We start from the raw sequence: 15,948 nt of genomic DNA, 5'->3' as shown, positions 1-15,948 counted from the left end.
GCCGGCGAAGCGCCGAGGTGGGCTGGCGCGCGGCCGTGGACAGCCTGCGGCCCTACAGCCACGCGCTGTGGCAAAGCCTGTGCGAGGGCGAGCAGGAGCGTTTCCTGCGGCACGCGCGGCCCTGGTGGGACGTCCACCGCCACCGGATCGCGCCCGAAGTCGCCGCAACGATTGCCCGAATGATCGGCGAAGGTCGGCTGCGCGTGATGGCCGGATGGATCCTCGCCGCCGCCGAAACGCCCGACGGCATCGAGGTCGAGCTGCGCAGCCGGGGCGCCGATGCATCCCGGCGCATGACCTTCGCTTACGCGTTCAACTGCACCGGTCCGCTCCATTCGATCGAGCGCACGCGCGACCCGTTGCTCCGCTCTTTGCTCGACAAAGGCGAGGTGCGGCCGGACCAGCTCGGGATAGGCCTCGCGGTCGACGAGCAATCGCGGGCCGGGGAACGTTTGTGGGCGCTCGGGCCTCTAACCAAGGGACGGTATTGGGAAATCGTTGCGGTTCCCGATATCCGGGAACAGGCGGCCGCGGTCGCCGCAGATATGGCGCGGGAGCTGGAGGCATGACTTCAACGGACCAGGGCGATCCCGAGAACGGCGACCTCGTCGAGGCCCCCGCCGATTACGAGATTCCGCACGAAGTCGCCGAAGCCGTCCGGACGCTGATCCGCTGGGCTGGCGACGATCCGAAACGCGAAGGCCTGCTCGACACGCCGCGCCGGGTCGCGCGCGCATGGAAGGAATACGCCCACGGCTACCAAGAAGATCCGGCGCATCACCTCAGCCGAACCTTCGAGGAGGTCGGCGGCTACGACGAGATCGTGCTTCTGAAGGACATCCCGTTCCAGTCGCATTGCGAGCACCACATGGCCCCGATCATCGGCAAGGCCGCGATCGCCTATTTGCCGGACAACAAGGTGGTCGGGATCAGCAAGCTCGCGCGCGTGCTCCACGGATTTGCCCGGCGCCTCCAGGTGCAGGAGCGGCTGACCGCGCAGGTTGCCGACACCATCTGGGAGCATCTCCAGCCGAAGGCGGTCGCGGTCGTCATCGAAGCGACCCACGCCTGCATGACCGCGCGCGGCGTGCGTACTCCGGGCGTGATGATGACCACGAGCCGAATGATGGGCACTTTCCGCGAGGACGAACGAAGCCGCCGCGAAGTGCTCGCGCTGATGGGCTATTGATTGGGTAGAAAAGTGGGCAGTCCCTGGACCGGGACTGCCCATTTCATTCGAGGTCAGGCGTGGGTTTCCATGCCGTGCTTGAGCTGGCTGATCTGGTCGTGGCCCTGGCGGACCGACTGGTAGCAGCGCTCGACGACCGAGCGGGCCTCGCCGGTCAGCGTGTCTGAATTCAGCGCGGTCTCGAACTTCTCCTTGAGATAATCCTCGCCACGCTCGACCTCGTTGATGATCGACTTGTCGTCGCCGCCAGTGACCGCGGACTTGAGGTCCTCGAAGCGCTGGTGGGTCTTGCCCATGAAGGAGCCGTCGTCCTCGGGGTTGCCGCCGAGCCGGCGGACTTCGCTGCGCAGCTGCTCGACGACCTGCTGGCGCTCGTCGGCGCGCTGGCGGAAGATCTCGCGGAAGCGCTCGCTCTCGATGTCCTTGGCCGAATTCTCATAGCCGGTGATGCTGTCGATGGTGGTCGCGATCAGCGTGTTCAGCGTGCTGATCTCGGCCGAATGTTCATGGTCGGTCATCGTTCTTGCTCCATTTTCCACGGGGGTTCAGTTCAAGAACGCGCGAGCCGTGGAGCCGATGCGTCCGCTTGAAAATATGCAGGCGCTGACCGCGAATTGCTGTCAGTCTGCCGCGCGGCCGGCGCGAGTCGGCGCCGCAGAGGGGACAAGCGATGGCACTCACGCGCCGCGCACTGCTCGAACAGGTGGGCCGGGCCGGGGGGCTCGGCGCCGCCTACATGGCGATGGAAACGCTTGGGCTTGCGTTCCCGACGCCGGTGGGGGCCGAGAATTTCAAGCTGCCGCCGTCGAGCGGACGCGGACGCTCGGTCGTCATCCTCGGCGCCGGCATCGCGGGGCTGATCTCCGCCTATGAGCTCCAGCAGGCCGGGTACAAGGTGACCGTCCTCGAAGCCCGTGACCGAATCGGCGGCCGCTCCTGGACCATCCGCGGCGGCGACCGCATCGTCCAGAGCGGGCGTCCAGACCAACTCGCGACATTCGCTCCGGGCCAGTATTTCAATGCCGGCCCGGCGCGCGTTCCGAGCACCCATCGGGTTATCCTCGGCTATGCCCGCAAGTTCGGAGTCCGGCTCGAGCCGTTCATCAACGTCAACCGCAATGCGGGTTGGGACTTCGGCGGGAAGGTGGTTCCCGAGCGGCGGATGGTCGAGGACATGCGTGGGCATCTCGCCGAGCTGCTTGCCAAGGCGATCGACCGCAAGGCGCTCGACGGCGTGGTCCCGAAGGACGAGCTCGATGCCGTGAGGCGATTCCTCGCGCCCTATGCAAACGTCGGACGCGACGGCGTTTACCACCCGACCGGCCGGTCCGGCTATTCGGTAGACGGCGGCGGCTACGACCACCCTCCCGTGCCGCTTCCGGCGCTAGGCGCGAAGGATCTCGCTCCTTCGGATGCGGTCGTCCTGCCGTACCTGTTCGAGCACATCTGGGACATGCAGTCGACCATGCTCCAGCCGGTCGGCGGCATGGATAGGATTGCACACGCCATCTACGACAAGGTGAAGCCGGCGGTGCGGCTGCGGATCCCAGTGTCGGCGATCCGCAGGGCCGGCGATCGGGTGCGGATCGAGCATGGACCGGGCAGTCAGGCAACGGAGGCTGACTATTGCCTGTGCACCATCCCGCTGCCGGTTCTCGCGAGGATTCCGAGCGACTTCTCGCCGGCGAAGAAGGCCGCGATCGCCGCCGCGCCTGCCTACATCCACAGCGTCAAGCTCGCGTTCGAGGCGCCGCGCTTCTGGGAGACGGACGACAACATCTTCGGCGGGCTCGCCTGGACCGATCGTGCAAATGAAAACGTGATGTACCCGTCGGGCGGGATCGGCACTGAAAAGGGCGTGATTGTCGGCGCATATTGTGCCGGCTGGACGCGACAGGAAAATCCCGACGCCTTCGCCGCCCTCTCCCATGCAGAGCGCTTCCGGATCAGTCGCGAGTCGATCGAGGCGCTGCATCCGGGCCGCTCGCGCCTGTTGGGCAAGGGGGTGACGGTTGCCTGGGGCATCACCCCTTACTCGGAAGGCGTCGGCCCGATGTGGGGCGACGCCGATTTCGGGGGCAACCTCGACCGGGGCAGCGTGTACCGCGAGCTGATCAGGCCCGAGGGTCCGATCCTCTTCGCTGGCGAGCATTTGAGCTATCAGCAGACCTGGCAAGAAGGCGCCGCCACGTCCGCGCACGAAGCGCTCAAGCTCCTCCAGTCGATGGCAAAAGAGAGGGCACTCGCGGGAGCGGCGGCGTGAGCCGCGAGGGCGGCTGCGCGTGCGGTGCCGTCCGCTACCGCCTCGAGCGCGAGCCGATGTTCGTTCATTGCTGCCACTGCACCTCGTGCCAGACTCAAACCGGCACCGCATTCGTCGTCAATGCGTTGATTGAAAGCGACCAGGTCGAGACTCTCAAGGGATCGCCGCAGCCGGTCATGACCCCGTCGGAGAGCGGACGCGGCCAGCAGATATGGCGCTGCCCGGACTGCCAGGTTGCCTTGTGGAGCAACTATGGCGGCACCAGGGACGTCCTGCGCTTCGTCCGCGTCGGGACGCTCGACGCCCCCGGCGAAGTCGAGCCCGACATCCACATCTACACGCGTTCGAAGCTCCCGTGGGTGCGGCTTCCCGAGGGCGCGCTTGCCGTCGCCGCTTATTATGACAGCAAGGAAGTTTGGCCGCCCCAGAGCCTCGAGCGCCGAAAGGCGCTGTTCGGCTAGGCTGCGACGCCCGGCAGGTGGGCGGCGACCTTTGCCCATGGCAGATTGAACCAGAAGACCGCGAGCGGGACGGCGACGGCGAGCGCGCCCATGGCGAATCCGAGCCGCGTCGACGGATGCGTTCGTCCGATCGTTTTCCGGTCCCACAGAAACAGCGGAATGAAAAGCGCCAGCCCGAGAATGAGCTGGATGCTGCCGCCGAGCATGGTGGGCGGCGCGATCGGGAGGCGCCCTATGGCCGGTCCCATGACCACCATGATCGCCGCGCTCAGCATCAGTCTCTTATGCGACTGGACGTCGCGGCGCTTGTCCCAGCCGTTCCACACGACGACCGCGAAGGGAACGATCACCGCGAGTGGAACGATCGTCCAGGTCAGCGGATCGGTGAACGGCGGCTGGTTGGCGCGCTCGACCTGCCCCACGGCGGTCAGATACATCACGGGAATGATCAGGATCGCGAGCAGCATGCCGAGTTTGCCGAGCTGCATGTGCACCGCGTGCCTGCGCGCGGCGATGAGCTGCGTCTGGACGACGACCAGCGCCATCCAGCTCGTGAACACCAGCCCGTGAAAAATGACGGCCGGCGGAAGCGTCGGGTTCGGGCGCGGATAAGCGGGGACTATGTTCCTGAGGTAGAAACTCGGCCCGAAGCCGAGCAGGACGACGAAAACGAGGAACAGCGCCATGCGCGAGTAGAATTTGCGCTCGGACACTTTGCGGTCCGTGCCCGACATCACGACAGTTGCCATCTTTCCACCCCCGGCAAATGCTGCTGGGCCGCATCTTGGTCGAAACCTTGCGGCCAATCAACGACCGTCACGTGACGCTGGCGCAACTTGTTTCGCATCAATAGAACCGCCGACGTTCTGGCGAAGGGGAGACCGACGATGCGCCACCTGACCATGCTTGCAGCCGCGTTCGCGCTTTGCGCTGCCACTGCTCCAATCATCGCGGCGGCGAAGCCGCCGACGATCGCCGCTGCGGTTGCGGCGCCGGACCGCACGGCCGACAACGTCAAGCTCGATGCCGGCCGCAAGCCCGCGCAATTGCTGCAGTTTCTCGGGCTCAAGCCGGGGATGCAGGTGCTCGACCTGTTCGGCGCCAATGCCTACTGGGCCGAGATCGAGGCGCCGGTGGCCGGTCCCAAGGGGCACGTGACGGTCTGGCAGCCAACTCAATTCTATCGCGAGAAGACCAAGCGGTCGTTCGAAGCCTTCGCCGCCAGGCACCCGAATGTCTCGATCGTCACCTCGCCGTTCGAAGCTCCGGCGCTGCCGGACAATTATGCCGACTTCGTGATCCTCAATGACAATTATCACGACACCTACTGGCAGAACGAAAAATACGGCATTCCGCAGATGGACCCGAACGCCTTCCTGAAGGCGGTCTACGCGGCGATGAAGCCCGGCGCGGTGATCGGCGTGATCGACCATGTCGCGTTGCCGAACGGCGACGTCCGCGCCACCGTCGAGAAGTACCACCGGATCGACCCTGAAGTGGTCAAGGCAGACTTCAAGCGCGCCGGGTTCGTCCTTGCCGGAAGCAGCGACATGCTGCGAAACCCCGCTGACCCGCACAGCACTGACCCCTTCGACGAAAGCATCCGCGGCAAGACCGATCGCTTCGTGTTCAAGTTCCGGAAGCCTCGTTGAGCGAGACGACCGCCGCATCGACCGAGAAAGCGGCGAGAAACTTCCGCGCTTACTGGACGCTCGCCGCGCTCATCGTTGGGCTTTTGCTCGGCCTGTTCGCCGGAGCCTGGCCAATAGCCGCCCACGACACGTCGCTGTCAGTTGCATCGTTCATCGGCGCCTTGTGGCTGAACGGCCTCAAGATGACCGTCATCCCGCTGGTCGTCACCTTGCTCGTGACCGGCGTCGCCAGGAGCGCGGAGGCGGCGCGGGCAGGGACAATCGCCGCACGGTCGGTGCTGTGGATCGTCATCGTCTGCACCCTCTCGGCGATCTTCGGGGCAATCGTCATGCTGCTCATGACCCACGCTTTCCCCCTACCGCAAGCGACGGCTGACGGGCTGCGCGGCGCGCTTGCCGGCATCGAGCAACAGCCGACGGGGCCGCTGCCCGGCGTCGCCGACTTCTTCAAGGGCGTGATCCCTCCCAATGTGATCGCCGCCGCGTCGAATGGAGACGTGCTTCCGCTGGTGGTGTTCGCACTGCTGTTCGCTCTCGCTTTGACCCGCATCGGCGAGGCGGCGCGCCGCACCGTCGTCACTTTGTTCGAAGCCATCGCCGAAGCGCTGCTGGTGATCATCGGCTGGGTGCTGTGGATTGCCCCGCTCGGCGTGTTCGGGCTTGCGTTCGCGGTCGGCTCGGAGGCCGGCGGCGCCGCCTTCGCGGGCCTCGGCCATTACATCGCTTTGGTATCCGCCGTCGGCATGCTCTGGATGATCCTCGCCGCCTACCCGCTGGGCATTATCGGAGGCGGCAGGCGGCCAGGCGCCTTCACCAAGGCGATGATCGGCCCGCAGACGGTCGCGATCTCCACCCGTTCATCGCTGGCTTCCCTGCCGGCGATGCTGACCGCGGCCCAATCGCTCGGCATTCGCCCGCGCGTCGCCGACGTGTCGCTGCCGCTTGCCGTCGCGCTGTTCCGCTCGACCGGCCCGGCGATGAACGTAGCGGTAGCTTTCTATGTCGCGCACTGGCTCGGCCTGCATCCGACACCGCCGCAGATGCTCGCCGCGGTCGCCGTCGGCGCGGTGATGAGCTACGGCGCCGTCAGCCTGCCCGGCGAGATTACCTACATCAGCTCGATCGCGCCGATTGCGATGGCGCTCGGCGTTCCCATTGCGCCCCTGGCGCTGCTGGTTGCGGTCGAGATGGTGCCGGATATTTTCCGCACGCTCGGCAACGTTACGTTCGACGTCGCGCTCGCCGCGGTTGTCGACAGGCGGACCGCGGAGCTGCCCGAAAGCTGAACGCCGGCTGACCGCCGTTCGTCGATTCGACGACACACGAAAGCCCTCCGTCGCGCTGCCGACAATCCGCTCACGGTTATCGACGCTCAAGTGAACTGCTCGGCGGACCGCGGCACAAGGAAGCTGCGACGCGGGGCCGAGTCAGTCTCAACCTTCCCCAGCCGTCCCGCGTCGCAAATAAGGAGACGCGAGATGTTGAAGACCATTCCGGCCGTTGCCGCGCTTCTCGTCGCCGGCACGCTCGTCCTGCCGACGGTCAGCCTGGCAGCGGAATCCAATTCCGTCAGAGTGTCCTATGCAGACCTCAATCTCGCATCGGACGCGGGGGCGAACGTGCTTCAGCGGCGCATCGCCTTCGCGGCGCGCGTGGTCTGCGAATTCGAGGATTCGCGGCAGATCCCGCTGGAGAAGGCCGCCAACCTGTGCCGCAACGATGCGATTCAGGGCGCCACGCCGGCCTACGAGCAGGCAGTCGCGGCGGCGAGGCATGGCACCGTGACCGTCGGCGGCGCGGCGGCGCTGATCGTCACCGCCCGGTGAGTAGCCTGGACTTCAAGCCGCCGCGCGTCTTCCCACGCGCGGCGGTTTTCTTTCGTCAGCGGCCGGCGATCGCCCGGACCCGGTCCGAATAGAGGCGGCCGACCGGCTGCTCGGTGCCGTCGGCGAGGCGCGCGATCCAGCGTCCCGACTGGTTGCGCGTAAATCCCGTAATGAAGTCCCTGCGCACGATTGCCGAGCGGTGGAGCCGGACGAACAGCTCGGGGTTCAGGCCTTCCTCGAGCGCGGCCATCGAATGGTGAATCAGCCAGCTGCGCCGCCCGACGTGGAGTCGCATGTAGTCGCGTTCCGCGGAAACCCGGTCGACGTCCTGCGCGGCGATGCGCACGAGGCCCGACAGGTCGGACGCCCAGAATTCCTCGAGCCATTGGGAGCTCTTTCCCGGCTGCGGCTGTCCGGTCCGCTGGCGCAGATAGGTCCGCGCGCGGTCGAGCGCGCGCTGCAGCCGGGCGGGCTCGACCGGCTTCATCAGATAATCGACTGCTTCGACCTCGAACGCCGCCACCGCGAACTGGTCGAACGCGGTCACGAACACGACGGCCGGGGAGGGCTCCTGGGCGGCCAGCGCGCGCGCCACGCCGATCCCGTCGAGGCCGGGCATCGCGATGTCGAGCAGCAGCACGTCGGGGTGCAAAGCGTCGGTGAGGTTGATCGCGGAATCGCCGTCGCTTGCCGTGCCGACCAGCTGGGCACCCTCGGCGCGCGCGAGCAGCAGTTGCAGCCGTTCCGCGGCCAGCGGCTCGTCGTCGGCGATCAAGACCCGGAGCGGGGCTTCCTCAGGCATTCGTTTCGACCGGCATCGTCAGCGAAACCTTGTAACCGCCGCCGCTCATCGGCCCGAAGCGGCAGCTCGAGCGGCTTCCGAACCGCGCGTCGAGCCGCTGGCATACGTTGGCGAGGCCGAGACCCGTTCCCTCGTGCGTGGCGGCGGGATGGTCCTCCTTGCCGCCATTCTTGAGCCGATTGCTGACCTCCACGACCATTCGGTGATCGTCGAGGTGGCGAGCCTCGATCCGGATCAGAACCGCCTTGCGGCTCTTCGACACGCCGTATTTGATCGCATTCTCGACGATCGGCTGGAGCAGCAGCGCCGGGAGCCGCGCCTGCTCGAGCTCCTGCGGCACGTCGATCTCGACGTGAAGCCGGTCGGGGAAGCGGGCCTTCTCGATGTCGAGGTAGAGGCGCTGGAGGTCGATCTCCTCGGCCAGCGTGACGTTTGCGCCCGGGTCGAGCGACAGGCTCGTCCTGAAGAAGGTGGAGAGCGCGAGCAGCATCGCTTCGGCGCGGTCGGTGCGGTTCGTCATCACCAGCGACGAAAGCGAGTTGAGCGTGTTGAACAGGAAATGCGGGTTGATCTGGTAGCGCAGCGCGCGGACCTGCGCGACCTGCGCCGCTGCTTCCGCGTCCGCCGCTCGCCGTTCGGCGCCGTGCGCTTCGGACTGCGCGACCATCGCAATGTAGAAGGCGCTCCACGCGGCGAAGAAGAACAGCCACACGACCATGATGTCGGCGAGCGAGCGGAACTGCTCGTAAGGCGCCAGCTCCGTAGCGCGCGGCCAGGTGATCACCACCGGCTCGGCGTTCGGCCGGTCGATAATCGTCTGGCTGCCGAGGTCGGTGACGTGATAGCCTTCGCGCGAGACGTAGTGGATTTCGTCCTGCGGCTTGTCCTGGAAGCGGTCGGCCCAGATGGCGAGACCCGAAAGGATCGCGGCGGCAATCACCGATGCGGCCCCGGCGATCACCGCCTTGCGGCGAAGGCTCGCGGCGGGTGCGAGGAAATCGACCGCGAGATAGATTCCGAAGGTCAGCACGATCCCGCAGCCGACGGTGAACGAGCGGTTGTAGATCACCGTCCACGGGTCCGAGCCGAGAAACGCCCTCGCGACAACCGTGAGGGCGTAGAAGAGCCAGAAGCCGAGAATGGATTTGACGGCGAGCGGCCAGTCGCCAAGCCGTGTTCTGGCCGCCGGATGGGGCATCATGAGCATTGGTTCCGTCATGTCGCAAAATCCGCTTCGCGCAAACCGCCCCTTGCCCGTTGGCAGAAGCGCCGGCGCTCCCCGTCGAAACGGACGGTTTGCGGAACGCCTCGCGCGCCCTGCTCGTTACACGCCGGCAATGTTAAGCCATGGAGATGCTCCTGTGAACGACCGCAAGAAGGGCAAGCCGCCGCCGGCCGTGCATTCGGCCGCCCCGGGAAAGGATCTGGAGCAGAAGCTGAAGCGCAACCCCAATGACCCGAACCTCAAGGCGGACGTCGGAAGCGATGAGTCGATGGACGCGTCCGATCCGTCGTCGGCAGCGCAACCGGGTTCACAAGAACCGGCGCCATCGTCCGGTTTTCCTGAATAGATTACGGCGCCGTCACAAAAAAGCACCGGCGTTGCAATAAATCAACAATCCACAGTTTTGAGCCCGCAGGTCAATTTCTGGCCTAGACGCGGTGACTCCCCTCTGATTCAATCTGAACGGGGGGTGGGACTGTGGTTAAGTATCTCGCAACCATATCAGCCGCATGATCCCGCCTGGGCAAAAGGAGTCGGGTTCATGATTACGCGGACCAGCCAGCCGGCAAGTGGGGCGATGCTGATCTCCGAAATGAAGGAGTTCGCAGGCTTCCCGAAAGCGACGCAGCGCTACATCCGCCGCTCGCTCGACGTCGCCTACGGCCGCCGCGACGCGATCGAATGCTGGGCTCGCGACGAGGGCGAAGCCGCGTCGATCCGCGCTCAGGCCCGCCTCTACAAGCAGCTCGACCATCTGCGGATGCAGGTTCCGGACGACAGCGGCCTCGACATGATCGAGCCGTTCCTCGGCATGCTGATCACCATTTCCGCTTTCGACCTCGGCCAGGACCGGCTGCCGAACTTCGCCGCCTATCGTTTCCTCTACGAGCGGCTGATCGGCGCAGCCTCGCGGCCGTGGCTGCCCGCGGCTTTCTGCGCCGCCGCCGCGCTTCCGCACCTTCATCCGGATCGCCGCCGCATCCTGCTCCAGTCGATCAGCGAGAGCGCCGCGACCGCGCCGGGCTGGTCGAGCCGCGAGCCGGTGTTCTGGCCCGAGTGGGTCGAGAAGGTCGACCTGAAGGCGGCGGCTTAGCCTCCCGTCACCCCGGCCTTGAGCCGGGGCCTGCCTTCCTTTCCCTGTTCAAGAGAAAGGCGGATCCCGGATCAAGTCCGGGATGACGAGTTATGCAGCCACCTTCACCGACGGATAAATCGCCGCCAGCTGCCTCAGGCTGTCCTCGGCATTGCGGTGGTGGATGAAGGTCACGCACGCCGCTTCGTACGCGGCGCGGTGGTTTTCCCGGTCGTCGACCAGCACGTCGCCGGCATGCATGTGTTTGTGCTTGTCGCGGGCCATGCAGGTGATGATCGGAACCCCGGGGAAATGCTCCGCCGCCCACTCGACCTTCTGAGGCGCGGCCCAACGCCCAAGCGGAAGCCCGGTGAGGATCGTCGGATCGAGGTGCTTGACCGCGTCGAACAGCACCCGCGCGTCCGGCATCTCGGGCAGCGTCCCGTAGAAATTCTTTGCCTGCGCGAGCCGCTTCCAGAACGCGCCGCGGCCGTGTTTCCGTTCATATTCGCGCAGAGTCATGCCGAGCAGCCGCAACGCGCCCTCATCGAAATCGGCGAGCACGCCATCCGCGTCGAGGAACAGGCGTGGCTCCGGCATCAGAAGCGTGCGGGCTCCAGCTCGACGGGGATCGGCGCTTCAATGAATTCCCAGCCCTGGTCGCGAAGCACGTCGTTGCTCTCCCGCGCGCGGCGGCCGGGCCCGAGCGACCAGGTGACGTGATAGGTCGACCCGTCGGGCCGGTCGGTGGTGCCGTCGAGCTCGACAACGAGGCACTCGAGGCTGCGGCCGTCGTCGGCGCGCCCGACGACCTTCGCGCTCTCCGGCTTGTTGGGCAGCGGCGTGTCAGGCGTCGCGCCGACCCGCAGGGTGACGTGATCGGCCACGACATTCTCATATTTGGGCGGGAAGCGGCGGAGTAGCAGCTCGCGCTCGGTCTCCGGCAGCTTCCAGCCGGTCACGGTTCCAGGTTTGGCCATGTTGGCTCAACAGTCGTCATGCTCAAAGGGTTTCGTCATTGCGAGCGACGCGAAGCAATCCACAACTGGGTCGCCGCGTCGCTACGCTCCTAGCGATGACGAACCCAATCTTTCCACCAGCTCGCGCGCGAAATCGATCAAAGTGTCGTCGCGCGCGCCCATGACGAGGATTCGGTCGCCGGCCTTCGCCTCGTCGACCAGCGCGTTGCCGATCGTCGCCCGTTCGGCAATGTGGACCGCGTCGCGCCCGCGCTCCTTCAACTGCTCCGTAAGCCAGTCCGAGCCGCGAGTCCGCTCGACGGTGCCGCCTTGATAGACCGGGTCGGGAAGATAGAGGCGGTCGCCCGGCGCCATCCCGGCGACGAAAGCGTCGGCGAGCTGCTCGCCCATCTTGCTCAGCGGTCCGTAGCCGTGCGGCTGGAACATGATCAGCAGCCGTCCCGGGTGAGCGCGCAGCGTCGCCAGCGTGGCGGCGATCTTGTCGGGATTATGCGCGAAATCGTCGATGACCCTGACGCCGCTCGCTTCGCCGACGGTTTCGAGCCGCCGCCGCAAGCCTTCGAACCGCCCAAGCGCCGCGGCGGCATCCGCCACCGGCACGCCGAGCGCGCGCGCCGCGGCAATTGCGGCAAGCGCGTTCGAGGCATTGTGGCGGCCGGGCACCCGCAGCTTGACCTCGTGCCGCTCGCCCTCTGTTTCGACCGCGAAGCTCACCCCGTCAGCATCGAGCTGAAGCGCCTTGCCCATCAAATCGGCGCCGGGGCTGTCGAAGCCGAATCCGATCACCTTGCCGACGGGCACGGTTGCCGAAAGCGCTCGCGTCTCGGGATCGTCGAGGTTGAGCACCGCCTTGCGCGATGCGTTGAGAAAATGCGCGAACAGCGTCCGAAGCTCGTCCATTTCCTTGTGGTCGAGGCTGATGTTGGTCAGCACCGCGATCTCCGGCCGGTAGAGTGCGATCGAGCCGTCGCTCTCGTCGACCTCGCTGACGAACAGCTCTGGATCGCCCACCAGCGCGCTCGCGAACGGCGCGGCGGGCGTGACGAAATTCTTCATCACCGCGCCGTTCATCACCGTCGGCTGGCGGTGGCAGGCGTGGAGGATCCAGCCGATCATGCCCGTCACAGTGGACTTGCCGCTGGTCCCGCCGACCGCGACGCTTCGCAGGGCAGCGTTGAGCAGCTTGGCGAGGAATTGCGGGCGGGTGAGGTGCGTGAGCCTGAGCTCGCGCGCGCGGACCACGTCGGGCACGGTGTCCTCGACCGCGGCCGAAGTGACGAGCGTCATTCCGTCCTGAAGCCCGGAGCCGTCCTGCGGGAACAGCTGGATCCCGAGCGAGCGGAGATAATCGAACTTGTGCGGAGTCCGCCCCGCGTCGAGCGAACGGTCGGAGCCCGCCACCTTCGCGCCGGACGCGCGCACGATGGAGGCGAGCGGCAGCATCCCGCTTCCGCCGATGCCGCTGAAGAAAACGGGAGAATCGATCATGGCCGCGCCCTATTCAACGCGAGCCTCCGTGGCCAGCACCATGCGTCGGGTGAGCAGGCGTCCTCGAATGTTCCAATGTTCGCAGTGACGAGCCCGTTTTCGATGCGCGCTCTTCGCTCCGACGATGCCTTCTGCGAGCAGCTGCGTTTCACCGCCGAGCCTATGCCGTCGACAGGCCCGTGTAGGACAGCAGAATCTGAGACGGCCGGATGACAGCTTTCGACCCAAAGCGGACATTAGCACGACGGCGTGCGCTTGGCGGCTGATGTCTGCTTTCCATCTGTGGACGCCCCCCGGAGCGCAAGCGGTTTCTGGGTTGGTCCGACACCTGGTCGGATGCTGCCATTAAGCATCCCGCCCTCATCGGCACGCCCCGCCGCCCGGCCATCCGGTCCATCCTGGCCCCCGAACGAAGCGCCCCGGCTTGGCGCCCGTGTGCTTGCCGTCCTTCAGCACCTGGACGCCGTTGATGAACACGTCGTCGACGCCGCTCGCGAGCTGCTGCGGCTTTTCGTAGGTCGCATTGTCGCGGATCGTCGCGGGGTCGAACACGACCACGTCGGCATAATAGCCGGGTAGCAGCGCTCCGCGGCCCTTGATCCCGAGATTGCTCGCCGGAAGCCAGCTCAGCCGGTGGATCGCGTCCTGCAGAGTCGTCGCATGCTGGTCGCGGACATGATGGCCGAGCAGGCGCGCCACATTGCCGTACGCTCGCGGATGGGTGCTCGACTTGAGGAACACGCCTTCGGGCGCCTGGCTGCCCGCGTCGGAGCCGAAGCTCATCCACGGCAGAGCGATCTCGCGCTTCACATTATCGGGGTTCATCGAGAAATAGACGAGCTGGATGCGGGTGCCGTCGGCGACGATCAGGTCGGCGGCGACTTCGGCCGGCGGCTTGCCGCGCTCGCGCGCCACCTGGCCGAGCGTCTTGCCGGTCAGCGGCTTGAGCTTCGCGGTCTTGAAGCCGACCAGCAGCACCTTGTCGGGATCGTCGACGATCAGCTTCGCGTTCTCCGTGCCTTTCGGCCCCTTCATTTCGGCAATCGCCTTGGCGCGAAGGGCAGGGTCCTTGAGGCGCTCGATCCACGCCTCCAGGCCGCCGTCCTGCATCCATGACGGGAACGCCGCGTCGAAGCCGGTCGAGCTGGCGGCATACGTGTACATGTCGGCGGTGATCCGCAGCCCCGACGCGCGCGCATCGTTCACCCGCGCGATCGCCGCGTCGATCTTGCCCCAGTTGGCTTTGCCCGCCTGCTTGTAGTGGTAGATTTCGGCAGGGGCGCCGGACTCCCGCGAGATCGTGACCAGCTCGTCGATCGCTTCGAGCAGCTTCGGCCCCTCGTCGCGGATGTGGCTGATGTACATGCCGCCGCAGCGCGCCGCCTCGTGCGCAAGCGCGACCAGCTCGGGGGTCTCGGCATAGGTCGCGGGCGCGTAGATCATCGAGGAGCCGACGCCGACCGCGCCTTCCTTCATCGCCTTCCGCACGAGGGCCCGCATCCGGTCGAGCTGCGCGGGCGTGGGGTCGACGTCTTTCTCGCCGAGTTCATGGACGCGCACGGTGGTCGCGCCGACGAACGAGGCGACGTTTGGCGTGATCCCCTTCCTCGTCAGCCAGCCGAGATACTCGCCGAGCGTGGTCCACTTGATCGGATATCGGATGTCGCTTTGCCGCTTGAGCTCGAGCCGTTTCATCGCCGGCGTCCACGGGCCCATCGAATTGCCTTCGCCCATCACCTCGAGCGTGACGCCCTGGTAAGTGTCGCTCATCCCGCGCGGATCGGCGATCACATCCTCGTTGGCCCAGCTCAGCATGTTGATGAATCCGGGTGAAACGGCCTTGCCGGTTGCGTCGATGGTCCGCGTGGCGCGCCCCGATGCGTGCGGCCCGACAAAGACGATCTTGTCGCCTTCGATCGCGACGTCGCCGACATAAGGCACGCTGCCGGACCCGTCGTAAATCGTGCCGCCGCGGATCAGCACGCCGTAGCTCGCCGGGACCGGCGTCGCCGAGGTCAGAAAAAGCCCGGCAATCGCCAGGCCCAGCGCAATCCTTCTGTTCATCGCTTCCCCCCAAATCGCAGGGGTAAGCTGCACCATCCGGCGAGGAGGCGCTACCCGGAAGGCCGTCCGGTCAGTTCGCCGGCTTCTCCGAATGGTCGAGCGTCAGCGGTGCGTCGAAGGCGAGGCCGACGAGCCCGTCCTCGGCCCATTTGACGACCGCGGGCACGACGATGCCGCCTTCGAAGCGCACGTGGACCCTGGCCCCCGGCGCAAGGTCGGCGGCATTGTCGCCCATTGCGCCGCCTTCGGAGATGTTATGCAGCGCGAAGCTGCTCGGCGAGCCGTCGATGAGCAGCTGGAGCTTGCGGTCCTTGGCAGCGACCCGGGGGTGGCGGCGCTGGTCGGCTGAGCGGACTGCCGGGCGCCGTCGCACCGGCGCAACCGTCTCGTCGTGCCGTGCCTCGGCGAGCGGGATCGCGGTGCCGCAGAAGCCGCACTCCGCGCTCACTCGGCCGATATACCAGTGCGACCGGCCGCAGCCCGGGCAATGGTTGGACGAGTTGGCGCGATAGACGATGTGATGCCCGCGCTGGGCGAGCCCCGCTGCGAACGAGGCAGGTGCCCGCTCATAGACCAGGACGTCCGACATTGATTCGCTCCCGCTGATTGAGCCTCCGCGAGGGTAAGCGGCAGTGCTTGCGAAGTGATTACCGAGCGGGTCTAAAGCGCCGATGCGCATCGCCGTCGTCGCCCCCAGCTGCCCGCTCACGGCCAAGGCCGCGGAGCGTGTGCAGGCCTTGGTCGCCGAGCGCGGCGACTGCGAGCTTGTCGTCCATCCCCAATGCTTCCTGTCCGACGGGCATTTCGCGGGGCCGGACGAGGCGCGGCTCGCGGCGCTCCGCGAGGTCATGGCCGACCGCGCCATCGATGCTGTCTGGTTCGCGCGCGGCGGCTACGGCTCCAACCGCATCGCCGAGGCGGCGCTC

The 15,948-nt window shown here is 66.5% G+C and carries 19 protein-coding genes; 10 read left to right on the top strand and 9 right to left on the bottom strand.

Annotation, left to right across the window (positions count from 1 at the left end):
* Together GH737_RS07435 and folE are read left to right on the top strand one after the other, a co-directional pair.
* Positions 1-569, top strand: a 569-nt coding sequence (locus GH737_RS07435) for an FAD/NAD(P)-binding protein (RefSeq protein WP_420853427.1), incomplete at its 5' end; no start/stop codon positions are given.
* Positions 566-1,189: a GTP cyclohydrolase I FolE gene (gene folE, locus GH737_RS07430; RefSeq protein ID WP_155264207.1), complete on the top strand. Its 624-nt coding sequence runs from the start codon at positions 566-568 to the stop codon at positions 1,187-1,189. The genes GH737_RS07435 and folE, both read left to right, overlap by 4 nt.
* A gap of 53 nt (positions 1,190-1,242) precedes the next feature.
* On the opposite strand, the gene GH737_RS07425 is transcribed toward folE, so the two are convergent.
* Positions 1,243-1,707, bottom strand: a complete 465-nt coding sequence (locus tag GH737_RS07425) for a ferritin-like domain-containing protein (RefSeq protein ID WP_155264206.1) — start codon at positions 1,705-1,707, stop codon at positions 1,243-1,245.
* 152 nt (positions 1,708-1,859) lie between these two features.
* On the opposite strand from GH737_RS07425, the gene GH737_RS07420 reads away from it, so the two are divergent.
* Positions 1,860-3,452 (top strand): flavin monoamine oxidase family protein, encoded by a 1,593-nt coding sequence (locus tag GH737_RS07420; protein ID WP_155264205.1) that lies wholly within the window; start codon positions 1,860-1,862, stop codon positions 3,450-3,452.
* On the top strand, positions 3,449-3,913 hold the full coding sequence (locus tag GH737_RS07415) for a GFA family protein (protein ID WP_230558682.1): 465 nt from the start codon (positions 3,449-3,451) through the stop codon (positions 3,911-3,913). Before GH737_RS07420 ends, GH737_RS07415 begins: the two co-directional genes overlap by 4 nt.
* On the opposite strand, the gene GH737_RS07410 is transcribed toward GH737_RS07415, so the two are convergent.
* Positions 3,910-4,662 carry a hypothetical protein gene (locus tag GH737_RS07410; protein WP_155264204.1) on the bottom strand — a complete coding sequence of 251 codons (753 nt, stop codon included), beginning with the start codon at positions 4,660-4,662 and terminating at the stop codon, positions 3,910-3,912. The two genes, GH737_RS07415 and GH737_RS07410, sit on opposite strands and share 4 nt — an antisense overlap.
* A 138-nt stretch (positions 4,663-4,800) precedes the next feature.
* Between GH737_RS07410 and GH737_RS07405 the strand changes: the two genes are divergently transcribed.
* The 3 genes from GH737_RS07405 to GH737_RS07395 all read left to right on the top strand — a co-directional run bounded on the left by GH737_RS07405 (position 4,801) and on the right by GH737_RS07395 (position 7,391).
* Positions 4,801-5,565, top strand: a complete 765-nt coding sequence (locus GH737_RS07405; RefSeq protein WP_155264203.1) for a class I SAM-dependent methyltransferase — start codon at positions 4,801-4,803, stop codon at positions 5,563-5,565.
* Positions 5,562-6,851, top strand: coding sequence for a dicarboxylate/amino acid:cation symporter (locus tag GH737_RS07400; RefSeq protein WP_155264202.1), 1,290 nt, complete (start codon positions 5,562-5,564; stop codon positions 6,849-6,851). Before GH737_RS07405 ends, GH737_RS07400 begins: the two co-directional genes overlap by 4 nt.
* 192 nt (positions 6,852-7,043) lie before the next feature.
* A complete protein-coding gene (locus GH737_RS07395; protein WP_155264201.1) occupies positions 7,044-7,391 on the top strand; it encodes a UrcA family protein in 348 nt (115 codons plus the stop codon).
* Positions 7,392-7,446: 55 nt separating this feature from the next.
* Here the strand turns inward: GH737_RS07395 and GH737_RS07390 are convergent, their stop codons facing one another.
* Positions 7,447-8,193, bottom strand: coding sequence for a LytR/AlgR family response regulator transcription factor (locus GH737_RS07390; RefSeq protein ID WP_155264200.1), 747 nt, complete (start codon positions 8,191-8,193; stop codon positions 7,447-7,449).
* Positions 8,186-9,400: a sensor histidine kinase gene (locus GH737_RS07385; RefSeq protein WP_196233043.1), complete on the bottom strand. Its 1,215-nt coding sequence runs from the start codon at positions 9,398-9,400 to the stop codon at positions 8,186-8,188. The genes GH737_RS07390 and GH737_RS07385 overlap by 8 nt, the downstream gene beginning before the upstream one ends.
* Positions 9,401-9,554: 154 nt before the next feature.
* On the opposite strand from GH737_RS07385, the gene GH737_RS07380 reads away from it, so the two are divergent.
* Both GH737_RS07380 and GH737_RS07375 read left to right on the top strand, forming a co-directional pair.
* On the top strand, positions 9,555-9,764 hold the full coding sequence (locus GH737_RS07380; protein WP_155264198.1) for a hypothetical protein: 210 nt from the start codon (positions 9,555-9,557) through the stop codon (positions 9,762-9,764).
* Positions 9,765-9,959: 195 nt separating this feature from the next.
* Positions 9,960-10,511: a hypothetical protein gene (locus tag GH737_RS07375; RefSeq protein WP_196233042.1), complete on the top strand. Its 552-nt coding sequence runs from the start codon at positions 9,960-9,962 to the stop codon at positions 10,509-10,511.
* A 90-nt stretch (positions 10,512-10,601) separates the two neighbouring features.
* Here GH737_RS07375 and GH737_RS07370 read toward each other — a convergent pair whose 3' ends face one another.
* From GH737_RS07370 to GH737_RS15235, 5 genes are all read right to left on the bottom strand, one after another.
* Positions 10,602-11,090, bottom strand: coding sequence for a 5' nucleotidase, NT5C type (locus tag GH737_RS07370; protein ID WP_155264197.1), 489 nt, complete (start codon positions 11,088-11,090; stop codon positions 10,602-10,604).
* Positions 11,090-11,470, bottom strand: a complete 381-nt coding sequence (locus GH737_RS07365; RefSeq protein WP_155264196.1) for a hypothetical protein — start codon at positions 11,468-11,470, stop codon at positions 11,090-11,092. The genes GH737_RS07370 and GH737_RS07365 overlap by 1 nt, the downstream gene beginning before the upstream one ends.
* 81 nt (positions 11,471-11,551) lie before the next feature.
* Positions 11,552-12,958 carry a UDP-N-acetylmuramate--L-alanine ligase gene (locus GH737_RS07360; RefSeq protein ID WP_155264195.1) on the bottom strand — a complete coding sequence of 469 codons (1,407 nt, stop codon included), beginning with the start codon at positions 12,956-12,958 and terminating at the stop codon, positions 11,552-11,554.
* A gap of 360 nt (positions 12,959-13,318) precedes the next feature.
* Positions 13,319-15,022, bottom strand: a complete 1,704-nt coding sequence (locus tag GH737_RS07355; RefSeq protein WP_155264194.1) for an N-acyl-D-amino-acid deacylase family protein — start codon at positions 15,020-15,022, stop codon at positions 13,319-13,321.
* Positions 15,023-15,092: 70 nt separating this feature from the next.
* Positions 15,093-15,611 (bottom strand): PilZ domain-containing protein, encoded by a 519-nt coding sequence (locus tag GH737_RS15235; protein ID WP_196233041.1) that lies wholly within the window; start codon positions 15,609-15,611, stop codon positions 15,093-15,095.
* An 82-nt stretch (positions 15,612-15,693) separates the two neighbouring features.
* On the opposite strand from GH737_RS15235, the gene GH737_RS07345 reads away from it, so the two are divergent.
* A partial coding sequence (locus GH737_RS07345; RefSeq protein WP_196233040.1) for an LD-carboxypeptidase occupies positions 15,694-15,948 on the top strand: 255 nt, incomplete at its 3' end.

The sequence above is a fragment of the Sphingomonas segetis genome (genome assembly GCF_009720245.1).
GTDB classification, from domain to species: Bacteria; Pseudomonadota; Alphaproteobacteria; order Sphingomonadales; family Sphingomonadaceae; genus Sphingomicrobium; species Sphingomicrobium segetis.
Note: the sequence above shows the minus strand (reverse complement) of the source record. Positions and strands in the feature narration are given on the sequence as shown.